Annotated in this window: 18 protein-coding genes; 11 read left to right on the plus strand and 7 right to left on the minus strand. The window is 49.0% G+C overall.

Annotated elements, in window-relative coordinates; all coding sequences use genetic code 11:
* The first annotated feature begins 12 nt into the window (after positions 1 to 12).
* Entirely contained in the window at positions 13 to 885 is an 873-nt protein-coding gene (locus tag AC52PS_RS01860) for an RsmE family RNA methyltransferase (protein ID WP_495561324.1), read from the plus strand.
* Entirely contained in the window at positions 843 to 1,616 is a 774-nt protein-coding gene (locus AC52PS_RS01865; RefSeq protein WP_495561325.1) for a WecB/TagA/CpsF family glycosyltransferase, read from the plus strand. Before AC52PS_RS01860 ends, AC52PS_RS01865 begins: the two co-directional genes overlap by 43 nt.
* A gap of 1 nt (position 1,617) precedes the next feature.
* On the opposite strand, the gene AC52PS_RS01870 is transcribed toward AC52PS_RS01865, so the two are convergent.
* Entirely contained in the window at positions 1,618 to 2,070 is a 453-nt protein-coding gene (locus AC52PS_RS01870; RefSeq protein WP_495561326.1) for an FxsA family protein, read from the minus strand.
* A gap of 56 nt (positions 2,071 to 2,126) precedes the next feature.
* The gene (locus AC52PS_RS01875) at positions 2,127 to 2,615 is read right to left on the minus strand and encodes a hypothetical protein (RefSeq protein WP_495561327.1); all 489 of its coding nucleotides are present in this window, start codon (positions 2,613 to 2,615) and stop codon (positions 2,127 to 2,129) included.
* 88 nt (positions 2,616 to 2,703) lie between these two features.
* On the opposite strand from AC52PS_RS01875, the gene AC52PS_RS01880 reads away from it, so the two are divergent.
* The 4 genes from AC52PS_RS01880 (at position 2,704) to AC52PS_RS01895 (ending at position 5,381) form a co-directional block, all read left to right on the plus strand.
* On the plus strand, positions 2,704 to 3,435 hold the full coding sequence (locus AC52PS_RS01880; RefSeq protein WP_495561328.1) for an SDR family oxidoreductase: 732 nt from the start codon (positions 2,704 to 2,706) through the stop codon (positions 3,433 to 3,435).
* Positions 3,436 to 3,529: 94 nt separating this feature from the next.
* A complete protein-coding gene (locus tag AC52PS_RS01885; protein WP_495561329.1) occupies positions 3,530 to 4,081 on the plus strand; it encodes an STAS domain-containing protein in 552 nt (183 codons plus the stop codon).
* Positions 4,082 to 4,122: 41 nt separating this feature from the next.
* On the plus strand, positions 4,123 to 4,527 hold the full coding sequence (locus AC52PS_RS01890; protein WP_495561330.1) for a YbjN domain-containing protein: 405 nt from the start codon (positions 4,123 to 4,125) through the stop codon (positions 4,525 to 4,527).
* A gap of 47 nt (positions 4,528 to 4,574) precedes the next feature.
* The gene (locus AC52PS_RS01895; protein ID WP_495561331.1) at positions 4,575 to 5,381 is read left to right on the plus strand and encodes a PspA/IM30 family protein; all 807 of its coding nucleotides are present in this window, start codon (positions 4,575 to 4,577) and stop codon (positions 5,379 to 5,381) included.
* A 324-nt stretch (positions 5,382 to 5,705) separates the two neighbouring features.
* On the opposite strand, the gene AC52PS_RS01900 is transcribed toward AC52PS_RS01895, so the two are convergent.
* Genes AC52PS_RS01900 through AC52PS_RS01910 form a run of 3 tightly spaced genes read right to left on the minus strand, consistent with a single transcriptional unit; the run spans position 5,706 to position 7,065 of the window.
* Positions 5,706 to 6,017, minus strand: a complete 312-nt coding sequence (locus AC52PS_RS01900) for a YbjQ family protein (RefSeq protein ID WP_495561332.1) — start codon at positions 6,015 to 6,017, stop codon at positions 5,706 to 5,708.
* Positions 6,017 to 6,484 (minus strand): hypothetical protein, encoded by a 468-nt coding sequence (locus AC52PS_RS01905; RefSeq protein ID WP_495561333.1) that lies wholly within the window; start codon positions 6,482 to 6,484, stop codon positions 6,017 to 6,019. The genes AC52PS_RS01900 and AC52PS_RS01905 overlap by 1 nt, the downstream gene beginning before the upstream one ends.
* Positions 6,481 to 7,065 (minus strand): RNA polymerase sigma factor, encoded by a 585-nt coding sequence (locus tag AC52PS_RS01910; RefSeq protein WP_495561409.1) that lies wholly within the window; start codon positions 7,063 to 7,065, stop codon positions 6,481 to 6,483. The genes AC52PS_RS01905 and AC52PS_RS01910 overlap by 4 nt, the downstream gene beginning before the upstream one ends.
* A 55-nt stretch (positions 7,066 to 7,120) precedes the next feature.
* Here AC52PS_RS01910 and AC52PS_RS01915 point away from each other — a divergent pair, with 55 nt between their 5' ends.
* From AC52PS_RS01915 to AC52PS_RS01925, 3 genes are read left to right on the plus strand one after another with little or no spacing between them, the layout of a single operon-like run.
* Positions 7,121 to 8,176 (plus strand): hypothetical protein, encoded by a 1,056-nt coding sequence (locus AC52PS_RS01915; protein ID WP_495561334.1) that lies wholly within the window; start codon positions 7,121 to 7,123, stop codon positions 8,174 to 8,176.
* Positions 8,173 to 9,939 carry a hypothetical protein gene (locus tag AC52PS_RS01920; protein WP_495561335.1) on the plus strand — a complete coding sequence of 589 codons (1,767 nt, stop codon included), beginning with the start codon at positions 8,173 to 8,175 and terminating at the stop codon, positions 9,937 to 9,939. The genes AC52PS_RS01915 and AC52PS_RS01920 overlap by 4 nt, the downstream gene beginning before the upstream one ends.
* Positions 9,936 to 10,799: a DnaJ domain-containing protein gene (locus AC52PS_RS01925; protein WP_495561336.1), complete on the plus strand. Its 864-nt coding sequence runs from the start codon at positions 9,936 to 9,938 to the stop codon at positions 10,797 to 10,799. The genes AC52PS_RS01920 and AC52PS_RS01925 overlap by 4 nt, the downstream gene beginning before the upstream one ends.
* 32 nt (positions 10,800 to 10,831) lie before the next feature.
* Here the strand turns inward: AC52PS_RS01925 and murA are convergent, their stop codons facing one another.
* Complete coding sequence (murA, locus tag AC52PS_RS01930) at positions 10,832 to 12,115, minus strand: UDP-N-acetylglucosamine 1-carboxyvinyltransferase (RefSeq protein WP_495561337.1); 1,284 nt, start codon at positions 12,113 to 12,115, stop codon at positions 10,832 to 10,834.
* A gap of 153 nt (positions 12,116 to 12,268) precedes the next feature.
* Here murA and AC52PS_RS01935 point away from each other — a divergent pair, with 153 nt between their 5' ends.
* On the plus strand, positions 12,269 to 13,657 hold the full coding sequence (locus tag AC52PS_RS01935; protein WP_495561338.1) for an aspartate kinase: 1,389 nt from the start codon (positions 12,269 to 12,271) through the stop codon (positions 13,655 to 13,657).
* A 3-nt stretch (positions 13,658 to 13,660) separates the two neighbouring features.
* Positions 13,661 to 14,974: a threonine synthase gene (thrC, locus tag AC52PS_RS01940; RefSeq protein WP_495561339.1), complete on the plus strand. Its 1,314-nt coding sequence runs from the start codon at positions 13,661 to 13,663 to the stop codon at positions 14,972 to 14,974.
* Here the strand turns inward: thrC and AC52PS_RS01945 are convergent.
* Positions 14,960 to 16,255 carry an HD domain-containing protein gene (locus AC52PS_RS01945; protein ID WP_495561340.1) on the minus strand — a complete coding sequence of 432 codons (1,296 nt, stop codon included), beginning with the start codon at positions 16,253 to 16,255 and terminating at the stop codon, positions 14,960 to 14,962. The two genes, thrC and AC52PS_RS01945, sit on opposite strands and share 15 nt — an antisense overlap.
* Positions 16,256 to 16,295 lie beyond the last annotated feature (40 nt).

The following is a 16,295-nucleotide window of genomic DNA, read 5'->3' on the forward strand; positions in this document are numbered from 1 at the left end:
CTGCAGAGAGCTATGAAACAGTTTATTGTTCCCCAATCATTGGCTCAGCTAAAGCCGGATGATACTCTCCTGCTCGACGGGGAGGATTTTCATTACCTCATACGCGTGCGAAGGCTGGAGCTCGGGGCGGAAGTTCAGATTCGGGATGCAGCGGGCGTGGCCGCCCGCGCCCGGCTCCACTCTGTTTTCCGGGGCGGGCTGAGTCTGCGTGTTCTGGAGTTTATTCCGGAAGAACAACCGCCAGAGCAGGCTGCTGGTACCCGGGCACAAAGCGCCGACTCCACAGCAATTCCCGATCTGCATCTCATTCTGGGCATACCGAAGGGCAAGAAGACGGACCTGATACTCAGACAGGCTGCCGAGCTCGCAGTTTCGGGTATCACTCTTGTACCCAGCCGAAATTCACAGGTGAAAATGACAAAAGAGGAGTTCAGCAGGAAGGCGGAGCGCTGGGAGAAGATTTTGAAAGAGGCGGTTCAGCAATCCAATTCACCACGTCTTCCTGCTCTCTCATACGGACCTTCCATGCAGCAGGCCTGCACCCGGGCCCTGGAGGATGAAACTCGGATGAACCAGGGAATATTCTTGCATCAGATTTTCCTGGGTGAAGCGAGCCTTCATAAGCTTTTATCAGATGCCGCGGCTCGGGATGCAGACACCACCCAACCCCGGGCCGTACACCTTGCGGTTGGACCGGAAGGGGGATTCAGCCCCGATGAATGCGAAGAAATGCAGAAGATGGCTTTTCACCCGGTATTTCTTGGTGATACCATTCTCAGAACCGAGACCGCAGCCCTGTATGCCCTGGCCGCGGTTCGCACAATTTTACTGGAGGGATACTCTTGGCAACCGAACGATCTTTCACCGGCCGATCAGGACTTGTAAAGCGGGTATTTTTACACCGTGTACCGGTGGACATAGTAGAGCCCCGGAATCTCATGATTGTTTTATCCGGGCTTCTGGGCGAGGGTACATCCAAGGCATCTCAGGTCATGTTTGTGCGAAGCTGGGATATAGTCAGGGCGCACCACAGCCCCATGCTTCGCAGGACAATGCAGGATGCGGCATTGGTACTGCCTGTTTCCAGAGCCATTTCCAGAATGGCCCGTTTCCTCGGCCATCCTCCCTTGCATTGCTATTATCCCTTCCAGACAATAATTAAGATTCTAACCTGGTTGGAATCCATGGGAGGCAGCCTGTTCCTGCTTGGGGCGGGAAAGCAGGATATTGTTGCCGTTGAACAGAATGTACGACAAACCTTTCCTAACATCCGCTTCCTGGGAAAATATTCCGGGGTGTTTCCAGAACATATGTCCATCCCGGTCGCCATGGCCGTCCATAAAGCCAATCCCCACCTTCTCATTGCCGGATCGGGTCTTCCCGGCAGGGACCGCTGGCTATATGTCCGGCGGAATGTGTTGAACAGCGGAATTATGATCTGGAGCGGCGAGTGGTTCGATTTTATTATCCAAAAACGAAAGCGTCCCGGAAAGGTTGCCGTTCGCCGGGGACATGAGTGGATCTGGGAACTATACAGTCATCCGGGAAAGCTGTTCCGGGTGCCGGTGTTTCTTTTATTCTGGCTGCGTCTTCTTTTGCACCGGCTTTTTCGCTGAATTACTCTTCTGAGGCCCTTTGGAAACTATAGAGCTCACGAAAGCCGCTTTCCCAGCGGCGGTAGATAATTCTCCCTGCTGCCATTCTCAATGGAGGAATATAGAAGAGAAACCCAATGAGGGTACTGCTGAGGCCCGGCAGGGTCATCAGAATTACACCCGGCAGCAGAGCGGATAAATGGGTAAACTCCCGAAGCGGATATATTCCCCGGGAGATTTCCTGACGTATCTTACGGCTGTAGCGATGATAACTGCTTCCTCCGATGAGTGCACCCAGCAGTGCCGAGGATGCGGTAAGAGTCAGCGAACCGATCCCCCCCATTACCGATGCGCATTGAAGAAGGCTGTATCCGTCCGCCAGCAAAATGAGCCCCAGCAGCAGGAGCCGGTTAATGAAGGAGCTCAGCCCCTTTAGCTCAAGGGTCCCATACAGGAAAGAGAATAAAGGTTTCATTCTTGATGGTAGTGTTTTTGTGCCCACGCCTTGCCGTGCATTGTGCTCTGCTTCATCTATTCAAGGTTTCTGAAGATGTGAGCAATAAATACCGGAACAACAGAGCCATCGGGCATTTCGAGAATATCGTAATATTCGGCAACGGCCATTCCACGGCTGTTTTTTTCGATAAGATTCCCGGGCGGATTTCTTGGAGTGCGTTGGGGAAGCCGGGGTGCAAATGATTCATCCAGAAAAATCAGGAGTGAATTATAGGATTGGATCTCCTGTTGACCAATCCACCGGGCGGAACTGAATTCCACCTCCGAATAGAAAGTTTCCGGATTTGGATCCAGTGTGGAAATGGAGGTAACCGTACCCGGGATAAGATAATACCTGTCCGAAGGTATTTCTTCTCCGATCTCAATGAACTCATATAATTCAATGAGACTGGTATTCAGATCAATGTAATTTTCCAATTCATCAATACGTATAAGCCCGGATTCCTGTGCACCCAGGATTGCTGCTCCAGAAAAAAACACCATTACAGAAAAACAAATTCTCATAATCCGGATCATAGCTACTACCTCCTGTTCCATGATAAGATTGCCGGTGATGCCAGTCAAGAACGCAGGAGAAAACATCGGAGCAGGAATGGACTTGGAAGAACACGGCTGCCTTATCATCGGCGCTACAGGCGGAATCGGAAGAAATGTAGCTGAACGCCTGGCTGCCCGAGGCTGCAGACTGTTTATTCACGGCCGAAATGCGGCGCGCCTGGAATCTGCTGCTGCAGAACTCCGAAGTGCAGGAGCATCCCAAGTCTACACACTGGAGCAAAACCTTTCTTCCAGGGAAGATATCCGCCTACTTCTGTCAAAAATCAAACCCCATCGGGAAATGATAGACGGATTGGTGGTGGGGTACGGCCCGCTGAGAGAATCATCCATTACCCAGGAGAACCTGGACGATGCGTCCTTTATTCTGGACATGAATATTCTTTTACCACTGGGGCTTATTCAGCTTTTGGGCCCCGTTATGGCTTCCAATGGTTTCGGGAGGATTGTGGTTTTGGGAGGTACGGCATCTGATCATAACCGCCCGTATCGGAAAATCCCGGTGTATGGAGCAGCCAAATATGCTCTCAACAGTCTTGTGCGCTCAGCGTCGGCTGAATTTTCAGCTAAAGGGGTAACGGTGAATGCCGTGCTTCCTGGTTACGTGAAAACTGAGTATTATTCTAAAAAATCTCTCGATACTCTGAAAAAATCAGCTAAATTGCTTGAACCTGAAAAAATTTCTGATATTATTGAATATCTGATGTCCTTCCGCTCCTCAGCTGTGAATGGCTCTGTTATCAATGCCGGGGCAGGACTTGAGTGGTAAAAATAGTCCGTTTTATTTGACAAAAAAATTCGGGCTGAATACAATTAAATCAGCTTAAAATACTAACAGTGGACTGCAAAGTCTTAGGGGAACCATGAGTAATAACGACATCGTACCTGGATTTGACGAAGAAAAGGATGAGAGCCTCAAGATTCGGCTTCAAAAGATTGATGGTACTGAAGGCTGTCTGGTGCTCTACCTGACTGGATACATCGATACCTATAATTCAAATTTTTTCCAGAAACGGGTTAATCGGGCTATTGAAGCCGGATTCACCAAACTCATTTTCCACTGCAGCGGTCTTAATTATGTATCGAGTACCGGAATCGGATCCTTCACCGCATTTCTAAAGGCGGTAAAACCGAGAAGCGGAGACTTGGTTCTTTTGGAAATTCAACCGAAAGTGTACGAAGTTTTTCAACTTCTGGGGTTTGCTCAGTTTTTCAATATCAAGGATAATCTTGATGAGGCGGTGGAATTCTTTTCCAAGGGATCAGCCTCCAGCGATACAGATATTTTCCCAAAAATATTCAAGTGCCCCATCTGTTCCACCCGTCTGCGGGCTTCCAAACCGGGGCGGTTCAGATGTTCAAATTGTAAGACGATACTGGCGATAGATAATTCAGGGCAGATTTTCCTCGGCTAAAATCCAAATCCCTTCTACAGGGATCCACACGGGGACTTAAAATGAATGTAGAACGAATAGAACGTTATCTTCTGGCTCTTGCTGTAACGTATGAGAAAGTCAGTGAGGATGTCTGGATAATCAATGATCCGGATAAGGGGTTGAATCAGATCGTGCTCTTTGTGGATGAATCGCTTTTAACTGTCCGCACAAAGGTAATGAATTATCCGGTAAATGATGAGAAAAAAGAACTCCGATTATTCCGAGAACTTCTTCAACTGAACCGTGATCTTGTACATGGAGCCTATGCAATTGAGGATGATTATATTATTCTCATGGATACGCTGGAGCTTGACACAATGGATCGGGAAGAGTTACAGGCAAGCCTGGATGCGATAGGTCTGGGTCTGGCAGAACATTATGACCGCCTGAAAATATTTCTGCCAGGACATGAACAGGAAGCCTGATTGGGCTTCCCGGAGTATTTTGATAACAGATAATGGAGGCCCGAGCTATGGGGATCTTTGACAGATTTAGACGGGTTGTAAAATCTAATCTCAACCAGATGATCAGCAAGGCCGAGGATCCTGAAAAGATGCTCAATCAGCTGATTGTGGATATGAATGAGCAATTGGTTGAATCCAAGAAAAGTGTTGCCAGCGCAATTGCTGATGAAAAACGACTGGAGCGCCAGGCTAACGAACATCGGCGCAAATCCGAAGAGTGGGAAAAACGTGCGGTGCTCGCGCTTAAGGCGGCTGACAAAGAACCTGAGCGGAAAAGCCACTATGAGGATCTGGCGAAAAAGGCCCTTGGGCAGAAAAAAGAATGCGATGTTACTTCCGAAAAATATAATGAGCAATATGAGGCCCAGCATGAATCGGTTGAAAAACTGAAGGGTGCACTGCAAGGACTCCAGCAGCGGATAGAGGAAGCTCAACGCAAAAAAAACCTGCTCATTGCACGAGCAAGAAGAGCGGAAGCTCAAAAGAAGATCCAGGATCAAATCTCCGGTTTAAGCGATACATCAGCCTTCGATGCTTTTGAGAAGATGGCCAGCAGGGTGGATCAAATAGAAGCAGAAGCCGATGCCATCGGTGAAATAGAAGGCCCGGACTCCAGCAGTATTGAAAATGAGTTCGCAAAACTTGAATCCGGCGGTTCGGACGATTCCATGCTGGAAGACTTACGGAAAAAGATGGCATTGGAAGATAAGCGTTCCCCAAAAGATTCTACAGAAAACTCTTCATCCGAACCTTCACCGGCCGATCCGGAGGTGGATTCCATGATGGAAGAACTGAAAAAGAAGCTAAACGAGTAAAGCAGTGTTCATACATCAGAAAAATAAAAAGCCGGTGAATACTCCCCGGCTTTTTTTGTGCATAACTTGTGGATAACATCGGAGTAAGTAAAAAGAGCTATAGATTTGTTGAGTTGTTTCCGCGGAAAAAAGATAAAATTCCATACAAAGCATATTGACAATATATAAAATGCTTTATTGTAATAAATTAGACGCTTGGCATGCTTATGATCAGATCCTCTGGAATGTTTTTGGGCCTCATACAGTCAATCTGGAACATACAGGTTGAAAAAATGCTTGTGGATAACTTGTGAGAAAAGTGCTTTCTGAATATCGATATTAGAACTATTCCACCAGAACCGCAGTTCCGTATACCAGGATTTCAGCAGCGCCCTGCATCATGGAAGTAGTAGAGAATTTTACCCCGATTACCGCATTAGCTCCCAATTCGGAAGCACTGTCCATAAGGCGGTCCAGACTTTGTTCCCTGGACTCGGCAAGCATTTTGGTATAATCAGCGATTTCGCCACCGGCCATCATCTTGAATACCGCAGCAATATCTCGTCCGATATTCCTTGCCCGAATAGTGTTTCCATATACGAGACCGAAATGCTTAATGATTTTTTTATCGGGGATAGAGTCTGTTGTGGAGAGCATCATCGTAAAATATCCTTATAACTGCGGTCATCCCGCATTTCTTTTCTTCTGCTGGTATAGGTGTGGAACAAAAAAGAGCCCACGGTACCTACCATGGAGATTACCGCTGTAAGGCGCACCCAGGCTGGTATACCCCGATCCAACATGGCATATCCGCCCATTATCAGAGATGTTATAATGTATACCACTGCAAAAATTGTTCCCAGTATCAGAGCCCGCTTATAGCGGGGTTTTTTCTCGAATTCTTCATACCATTCTTTTCGCAGTTCAAGCTTGGGGAGTTTGCTTAACTCCCGCTTCAGCTTAAGCAGCCGGATATATTCATCTCTGAGTCTGTGGTTATTTTCGATCTCAGAAATGATCGTATCTATTTCGTCCCCGGGAATCTCGTTGTCCACCAGGGCCTGAACCCTCATGATCAATTCCTGATCATGGTCTGACAATGTGCTTCCATTTTTACCTGTCATTCCTGCTTCTCCAATGCAGCCTGAAGCTGCTTTCGTGCATAATACAGCCGAGACATTACCGTTCCCCTTGGAATAGATAATATCTCGCTGATTTCGTTATAGGAGCATTCCTGAAAATGTTTAAGTTCAATAATTTGCCGGTGTTCCGGGGAAAGATTTTCCAATGCCTTATAAAGGGCTCGTATCTCCTCCCGCTTAATGGCGCTCTGTTCAGGGTTGCTGCTGTGAATTTCCGGGATATCCAGAGGAACCTCTGCGCTGCTCTCCCGGCTGTTCCTCCGGCTGAGAAAGTTCCTGGCAAGATTTCGACCGATGGTCAGCAGCCAGGGGTAAAAGGGCCGGCTGCTGTCGTAGCGGGAAATATTTGTGTAGGCCCGGATGACAGCTTCCTGGATGATGTCTTCAGCATCAGTTGCATTTCGTACCATGGATAGGATGCTCCTGTACAATTTCGGGATATAGGGAGTGATGAAGCTGTTGAATTCCTGTTGATTCAGTGTTCTCTCCTCGGTCCTGGCCTCAGCGGGTGTTCCGTTCTTTAAGTACTTACAAGCCGGAAAATTATTCGAAAAAATACGAATTCATTATGTTCTTTCTTCGTTGCATTCTCCAACCCCACATGCTAACATTTATTAAGTGAAAGCTGCACTGGTAATTCCGCTTCGTTATATTCTCATTCTGTTGTTGCTTACCGTTCTCATTATCGGCTATTCCGTACTCCTTGGAGCAGCTGAGTTTCAGCGTATGGATGGCGGAGAGCGAAGTGCGCTTATTTTGCTGTACCTTGTACGGGGAATGAAAAGCGGTCTCTATTTGGGTGGGGTTCTAGCGGTGATCATTTCTATCCGCTCTGTTCTTTCTCTGCAGTCAAAACGGGGGGTTGCCCTCCTCCTTCTCTTTCTTGTTGCTTTGCCTACGTTCTTTTTTGGATATTATGGGGTTCGCCAGCTGGAAACCTCCGGACTGTCATCCGATTCGGTTCAGCTTACAGGCCTCACATCCGGTGTAATACATCATTATTCCGGCGGAGGCATTTACCATGAACACAGCACCACAAGTCTGCTTTCACAGGTGGTGTTATATCATCATAGTACTCCTGTGTATTCCCAGCCCGGAGACTTGAAAGACAATATGCTGCTTGTGCCGGTTGATGCTTCAGATTCCCGGCTCAGCAGCCTGGAATCGGTGGTTTTCGATCCCTCGGAAGAAGAGATTATTGTGAATCAGCGAAGCACAGTGACTCCCGAATCGAAAGCCCTGGTTATATCCATGGCTGATGTGACAAACAGCAGGGCGAAATTATTCCATAGAAGCGGAATAATCGGAGATATTGACGCAACGGTAACTTTATTGTTTGAGACCTTGGATGAGTATGCGGATGATTTGTCGTACCGCTATGGCGCTTTGATTTTCAGTCTTATGCTTTTTTTATTCAGTACATTTATTTTTCTGCGTCTTACCCGTTGGCCGCTGATTAACTTTATTCTTGCGGTCATTGTAAATATTGGCGGATTATTGCTTACCCGGATACAGGAGCTGTTTTTTATCCGGGATATAGCAAGTAACTTCCTCCAGGAGCGGGCAATGGGGTACATCGCTCCTGGATTACTCAGTTTTATTGCGATAATTTTCATTATCATGAATGCATTTCTTCCCAGCATCTCGGAGTGGTCCCGGGAGGTGGGGGAATGAATCAGTTGAACCGGAAAATGCTTCTCATACAGTTGGTGACCCACGTTTCCTCAATCCTGATCATCATTGTGCTGACCATTGTATTCACACCTGCGAATTTTGAAAGCTACTTCGCCGGTCAGTGGATTTTCTCATCATCGCTCATCCAATATCTGGACTATTTTATTCCTATTGTTTCGGTGGGTTTCATTATCTGCTTTTCTATGGCCGTTGGGCATGATGATATTCAGGGAGGCAGAAGCCGGGGATCTTTCTTTGCGGTCATACAGGGCGCTCTGGTTTTTCTGCTTGTTGCGGTAATATTATACACGCTTTTGCTTCTTTTACTTCTTCCCTGGGCGCATCAGAACAGGCTGGATGCGGAAAATCGATCTGATTTTATTGCGGATCAGGTCGAGGAGGGGCGCAGTGCGCTGGATCGGAAAAACTATGACGCCGCAGAAGAGGCGGCACAAGCCATTCTCGATTTGGTTCCCCGGCATAATGAGGGGAATGACATTAATCAGCAGGTACAGGACCAGCGTCCACAATCCGATTCGGAGTCGGATTCGGCAATGTCCGAGCCCCGTCTTCCACTGAATCTCAGTTATGGTGAGATTCTGGACCGCGCCCAAAACTATTACACGGAAGAGGATTATTTCTCCGCCGTTTTCTACAGCCGTCTGGCGCTGGGCCCCGATGAAAGCCGAAACGAACCCGATGCCCGAAGAATACTATCAGACAGCCTGAGACAAATATCACGACTGAATCTGGATGACCGCGAAATGGGGGAACGGGAAGTATATCTCCAGAAAGAGCGGGGGGCGAACGCCTACAACCAAGGCAATTTTCTTGAGTCGTATTATATCTTTCAGGATATTTTACAGCGTTTTCCCGGTGATCCGGATGCCGAAACGTATCTCGGGTATCTGGAACCAAAGGTACGGGAGATCAGCTTTTTTATTGACGAAATTGCACGGGCAGCCCGGGGCGACCTTCGGCGTCATGTGTTTATTCGGGTACCTTCTGAAGCGGGCAGTAACTCAGATGATCAGGATTCTGGGGAATATCAGCGCTTTATATCTACCGAGCAGATGATGAGATCCACTACGGGAATCTACTTCATCAATCTGGAGTATATGGTGATTGACCGGGAAGGTAGAGTGATAGAGCACGTGAAAGCACCCCGGGCGAAGTTACGGGGGAATTACCTTATCACCCGGGCAATCGACAGGGAAAATCAGGAAAGATCCTATGAGCCCGAATACTATGTACGCAGCGACGAGGGAATTTTCCGGAACCCTCAGGGGTCTTCAGACAAAGTGGATGAACATGTAATTCGAATGGCCTTGGATAATAATGAACTCTGGTCCGTGTCCACCGGCACGGTGTTTTACGACGATGTGAATGTATTCCAGCTGTTTGCCCTTTCCCGGATATACCCGGAATACGGGCGGAACCCGGATTTTCCCCAGGCAGAAATCATTGACCGAATTCTCCTGCCCTTCAGTCTGATCAACCTTTCGATTCTTGTAATTATTATGTCCTGGCGCGGGCGAAGCAGATATCTCAGCGGTCCTCCGGTGTATACCTGGGTGTTTGTGCCGGTGATTCCGGTTTTTTCTTTGGGCCTTTTTGAACTGTATCGTTTAGTGTTTAGAAACATGCTGAACTCGGTGCTGGTGCTCTTTGGTTTCTTTCCCTCTCTGATTGTATTGGTGGTTCTGCAAACCCTTCTGTTCATACTTATTCTCTTGTTTACCGCAGGTCAGCGTCTGGAATGATGATTCGAGCCAAGATCTCCGGTGCAATTTTGGGAATTCCCTTCGGAGTACCCGGAGTGCTGTTCGGTGTGATTGTGGGTACGCTGGTAGATCAGTTGCTGACCCTTCAAAGAAATAAGCGGGATTTGGAAGCGTTTTTCACCAAGGGAGTATTTATTCCCCGCATGAAACGTCTTGCCAGGCCCGCAGCTGCAATTGCCCTCAGCGTGAAAATGATTTCTCTGGATCAGGCGTATGAAGAAGCCGCGAAAAACATGGTGATAACTTCAGTCAGAAACTTTTTCTCTGTTCGGAGTCTGGATGAAAAGCAGCTTGAAGATTTTTGGAATGCAGCAGTACGCCATGAATCTGGGCTGAATATTTCCTGGCTTGTGAAGGTCTACGGCATCAGTTCTCCGGAATTTATTGAACTCTCACAGATGTACAGCTACGGAGGAGAAACAGAGCGGGACTTCCTTTTTAATCTCTTGCATCGATTGGCAGGAATGGACGAACGGGGCCTGAGCAGAGAAGAATACGGTCTGATGCAGGAAATTTTTGAACCCATGGGGCTGGGGATAAGGGAAATCCGGCAGCGCCTCAGATCCATGCCCTATTTAAATTCCCGGCATCTGTCACTTCTTGAACTTGAACAGGGGTGTACTGAAGCCGATGTGAAAGCCAGGTACCGGCAAATGGCATCCAGACTTCATCCTGACATCCAGCTAAATATCGGATACGGCGAAAACTCACCGTCAGCTGATGAGGAAGAACGGAGGCGGGAGGAGTTCAGCCGGCTGCAGGAGGCGTATGCAAATCTGCTCTGGCAGTTTCGGCTGTATAATCCGGAAGGAGCAAAGGACGGCGGAGATGAGGTGTAGGCAATTCTCCGCCTGACCAGAAATTCGGGAAACTATGCTTCTTCCCGGGAAATAACCGCACCAAGACTGCTGAGTTTGTCTGCTAAACCTTCATATCCCCGCTCGATCTGATAAATGTTCTGGATGGTACTTGATCCTTCGGCTGCCAGGGCTGCTATCACCATGGCCATGCCTGCCCGTACATCCGGACTTACCAGCTGAGATCCGCTGAGTCGTGAAGGACCGGAAATCACCGCACGGTGGGGATCGCAGAGAACAATTTTCGCTCCCATACCGATCAGTTTATCAACAAAAAACATCCGGCTTTCAAACATCTTTTCATGAATGAGAATGGTGCCGTCCACCTGGGTCGCTACGGTAAGAATGATGCTCAGGAGATCCGGTGGAAAACCCGGCCAGGGTGCGTCATCAATTTTGGGAATCATTCCCCCAAGATCTGAAACAATTTTCATAGGTTGACCCGGAGATATATGGATGCTGTCATCCTGGGTTTCCCAGTGAATACCGAGTTTTGCGAAGCCCATTTTTACCATTCGTAAATGATGGGGATCGGCTTTGGTGATTGTCAGGTCGCCGCCGGTAACGGCTGCCAAACCGATGTACGAACCCACTTCCATGAAGTCTGCTCCAATGGAAAATTCTGTGCCATGAAGCTTCTTCACCCCCTGGATTGTGAGGATGTTGCTCCCGATTCCGGAGATTTTTCCACCCATTGAATTAATCATGTTACACAGATCCTGAACATGAGGCTCCGAGGCAACATTTCGAAGTACGGTGGTGCCTTCGGCGAGGGCGGCTGCCATAATGGCATTTTCGGTGGCGGTAACCGAGGCTTCGTCCAGGAAAATGTCATCCCCCTTCAGCTTGTTAGCGCTGAAAGAGATCTGACCGTCAATATCTATCTGTGCACCTAGGCCTTTTAATACCAGCATATGGGTATCGAGGCGCCTGCGTCCGATGACATCGCCGCCTGGAGGCGAAAGCACAACTTTGCCGCTTCGGGCAAGCATGGGCCCGGCAAGCAGGATGGATGCCCTGATTTTCTTCGCCAAATGGGGAGGAACATTGTGGGTCGTGATGCCGCCCATGGTGATTTTGAACTCACCCCGGGTTTCGGTTTCCTGAACGCTTCCTCCCAGCTCCCGCAGAATGTCGAATAGCACATAGACATCTTCTATAAGAGGGATATTCTTGAGGACCACTTCTTCTTCACTGAGTATTGCGGCGGTAATGCAGGGAAGCGCGGCATTCTTGTTTCCGCTTGCTTTGACGGTTCCCTTGAGCGGATACCCGCCTTCTATTCTATATTGATGCATGGGCCGAGTTTCCCTGTTTTCTCCCCATATGTCAATTATTCAGATATGAAAGATGACAAAGTATGTACCGAGGCCGGGTGCGGGGTGGAATTAGCTGTATTTTTATGCAACTGTCTATTCCGTTTTGTATTTTTTTTGATATAGTAGGCAATTATGAAAGTAATGAAATTCGGTGGCAGCTCAGTGAAAGACGCCGACCACATACGTCAGGCGGTTGACATATTCTCTGCTGACCCCCAGACCCGAGCGGTGATCTGTTCCGCCATGAAAGGGGTTACCAATGACCTGATCGAAAGTGCAAACCGCGCTGCCGCCGGGGACGAAAACTATCTTGACCTCATATCTGCAATCGGGAAGAGAAACGTGGAGACAATTCAGGGTCTCTTTACCCCAGGAAAGGCCGCGGATGCAATTTTGCAGACCGTGGAAGCAGAGCTCGATGAGTTGAAGAATATTTGCCACGGTGTATTTTTGGTGCGGGAATGCAGTCCCAGAAGCATGGATCTTATTATGAGCTTCGGGGAGAGAATGAATAACCGCGTCATTGCCGCATACGCCGCTTCCAAAGGCAACGATGTTTTTTTCGTGGATGCCAGGGAGCTGGTGCTTACGAACGATTCCCACGGACAGGCTGAAGTGCTGTTTAGCGAAAGTTATGAACGTATCCGAAGTCACTTTCACAGCCGTGAAGGAACGGGCATAGTGACCGGATTTATTGCTTCTTCACCCAGGGGAATAACCACCACCCTGGGCCGAAACGGAAGTGATTACAGTGCCGCAATTTTCGGAGCCGCACTTTCAGCTGACGATATAGAGATCTGGACCGACGTGGACGGTGTGCTCCAGGCCGATCCCAGGGTTGTGCCCGAAGCCGGCGTTATCCGGGATCTGAGTGTAGAAGAAGCCATGGAGCTGAGCTATTTCGGAGCAGAGGTTCTTCATCCTTCAACCATGATTCCCGCAGTTGAGTCGGGAATTCCTGTGTGGATCAAAAATACCTTCAAGCCGGATCGCAGGGGAACCCGCATAGCCCGCAATACGGCCCCTGGACCCGGCCTGATAACCGGAATCGCCAGCATTCCCGGGGTGAGTCTGATTAATGTAATCGGCGGGGGAATGGTGGGTAGCAAGGGTACTGCGATGAAGGTCTTTTCAGCATTTGCCCGGGCTGGAGCAAATGCGATTATGATCAGTCAGGCTTCCAGCGAACATAGTATTTGTGTGGTGGTTCGAAGTGCCGAGGCTGCACGGGCGGTCAGCTATCTTCGGGAAGAACTGGCGTATGAAATTCGGCACAGGATTATTCAGGAGATTCAGGAGATAGACGGTCTGGAGGTTGTGGCCGTGATCGGAGGCAATATGAGGGGGACGCCCGGTGTATCAGGGCAGCTATTTCATGCCCTGGGCCGGGAAAATATCAACGTGCTTGCCATCGCCCAGGGATCTTCCGAAATGAATATTTCCTTTGTTATTGAAGCCAAGGATCATTCGAGCTGTCTGAACTGCATTCACTCGGCGTTTTTTCCCGCTTCTGAGGAGTAGCGTATGAAATTTGCATCCACACGAGACCGGAACACTGAGGTAAACTTTGAACAGGCGGTGTTTCAGGGACTCGCACCCGACGGCGGTCTTTACCACCCGGTGGAACAGGCCGATCTTCGAGAATTGTTCAAAGGATTCGATTCATCAACACCGTTTACCGAGATCGCCGCCCAGCTGACCTCTGCCGTATTTCCCGGGGAGATTCCCCCGGAAGATGCCAGGAAAATTGCGGAGTCCGCATTTCCCTTTTCACCTGCATTAAAGGATATCGAGGACTCAATTTCCCTTCTTGAGCTGTATCATGGACCCAGCTGTGCATTTAAGGATTTCGGTGCATCCTATCTTGCCACGGTGATGGAGTATTTTCTGAAAGGGGGAAGCCGCCGGGCGGTGATACTCACCGCAACAAGCGGAGATACCGGGTCGGCTGTGGCTCAGGCGTTTTATGGGCGGGAGCATATAGATGTGGTGATCCTGTATCCAAGCGGAAGAGTGAGTCCCAGTCAGGAAAAACAGTTGACTACCCTTGGGGGGAATATTCACTCCCTGGAAATTGACGGCAGTTTTGACGATTGTCAGCGGATGGTAAAGGAAGCTTTTACCGATCCCGTTCTTCAGAAGGAACTTCCCCTAACCAGTGCCAATAGCATTAATCTGGGGCGGCTGATTCCCCAAAGTTTTTACTATGTGTATGCCTATGCCCGGATGAAAGAACAGCTCAGGGGCAAAATGTATTTCACCGTGCCCAGCGGGAATTTCGGAAATCTCACCGCAGGAGCTCTTGCCTGGCGCTGGGGGCTGCCGGTGGATCGCTTTATAGCTGCCACAAATCTGAATGATGTGGTTCCGGAATATCTGCAGACCGGGGCCTTTCGGCCCAGAGCGTCGGTTCATACATATGCCAATGCCATGGATGTTGGTAATCCCAGCAATTTCGAAAGACTCCTGACCCTTTTCAACGGGAGTCATGATGATATGGATCGCATGATCCGCGGTCTGTCGGTGAATGACGGAGAAATTCTTGCTACCATGAAGCGCTATTTTGATACACAAGGTATATTTCTCTGCCCCCACAGCGCAACGGGGATTTTGACTTCAGAGCGTTTTCTGAATGAAGGGGGTACTGCTCCGGGTCATGTTATCAGTCTGGGAACGGCACATCCGGCAAAGTTCTCCGAAATCAGCAGAAAAGCATGTGGTGAAGATCCTCCAATGCCCCGACGGCTGGCAGAGTCTTTGAACAAGGAGAAAAAGGCCGACTTCCTGGGGAACACTCTTGAGGAACTTGGAGATTATCTCCGCTCAAAACTCCTCTGAGAGCTTTTCACCCCGGAATCTCCCCATGCCCCGATCTTTCCGGTAACGGTTATAGATATCACATGCCTGATAATATCTCTGAGGACCAGAAAAGCTTGCGCTGATATCGCAGCGGAATAACTCCAGCAGAAGGGGAAAGCGCGAATCTCCCATTACAGGATCCCGCCTCCGGTCGGGCAGCTTTGCCAGGGCCGGCGGGTACATATGATGTTCGATCAGCCAGACGGTATCTTCAATGATTTGATGATCGGCTCCAAGTTCCCGGAGCAGCGATGCTGCAATCTCTGCACCGATCTGAGCGTGGTTGTGAAAACGTTTGCCGTTTTCAGGTCTAGCTGCGGGCTTTCCGGAATCATGAAGCAAAAGGGCATATGCCAGGCGAAGATCTGCTGTTTTCCGGTACTTCATGCTTTCCAGGCTGTGACGCCACACATTGCCTTCGGGATGATGATCCTTGGCATGCTCTGTGGCATTCATCTCTGAGAGAACGGGAAACAGCACTGAGAAAGCGCCCGTGCAGTTGAGCAAATCAAGTCCCAGGTCCGCAGCCGGCCCGCTGAGAATTAGATCCATACATACTCTGATGTATTCGCCGGAAATTCTGTCTGCTTCAGTCTGCAAGCCCTCAAGGTATTCCTGGGAATCGCCGTATTCCGATAGATCAGGGCATGACAGTGAATCGGCCAGGGGTCTGGTGGAAGAGAAGCGGGGACCGCCTGCTCCATATCTGGATAGCAGGATGGCAGAAGTGAACAATTCCCGGATTCCCGGTGGATTGTGGTGGAGGGATCGGTGAAGTTTGGGAAGCCGGTTCCGAATCTCCTCTATAAACGACCGCTGTCTGATTCTGTGGTAATTGCCGGGGAAATGAAAATGATGCATACGATGCAGAGCATTTAGGATTTCCGTATCTTCTGGAGACATTATGAAGAGACGACCAAGCGCGTCTGATGCATCTCCGGGCAAATGCAGAGAATTCCCACGCTCCTCGGTGAAAATAAACCAAATTCGCCCTTCTCCCTCCTGGTTGGCAGCTGCATCCACTCCATCTATTCCCGGAAAATCCAACTGGATTCCGGTTTTCGCCAGCTCCGGGAGATCTGCATGTACCAAAATGGTTTCGTGAGGAATGCTGCGTGGTACCCGCAGGTAGGATGTTGCACGGTTTCTGCCCCGGTAGTATCTGTCCAGGGCGCTGAAGGCAACCCAGCTCCAGGAAATATTGCACGTGTCGAGAATTGAAGAAATTTCATTCGTGGAGCTGATCTGGGTGCTGCTCATACAGCTAAAGTAGCCAAAAACGGCGTATATTCAAAGCATA

It is taken from the genome of Salinispira sp., assembly GCF_059431795.1.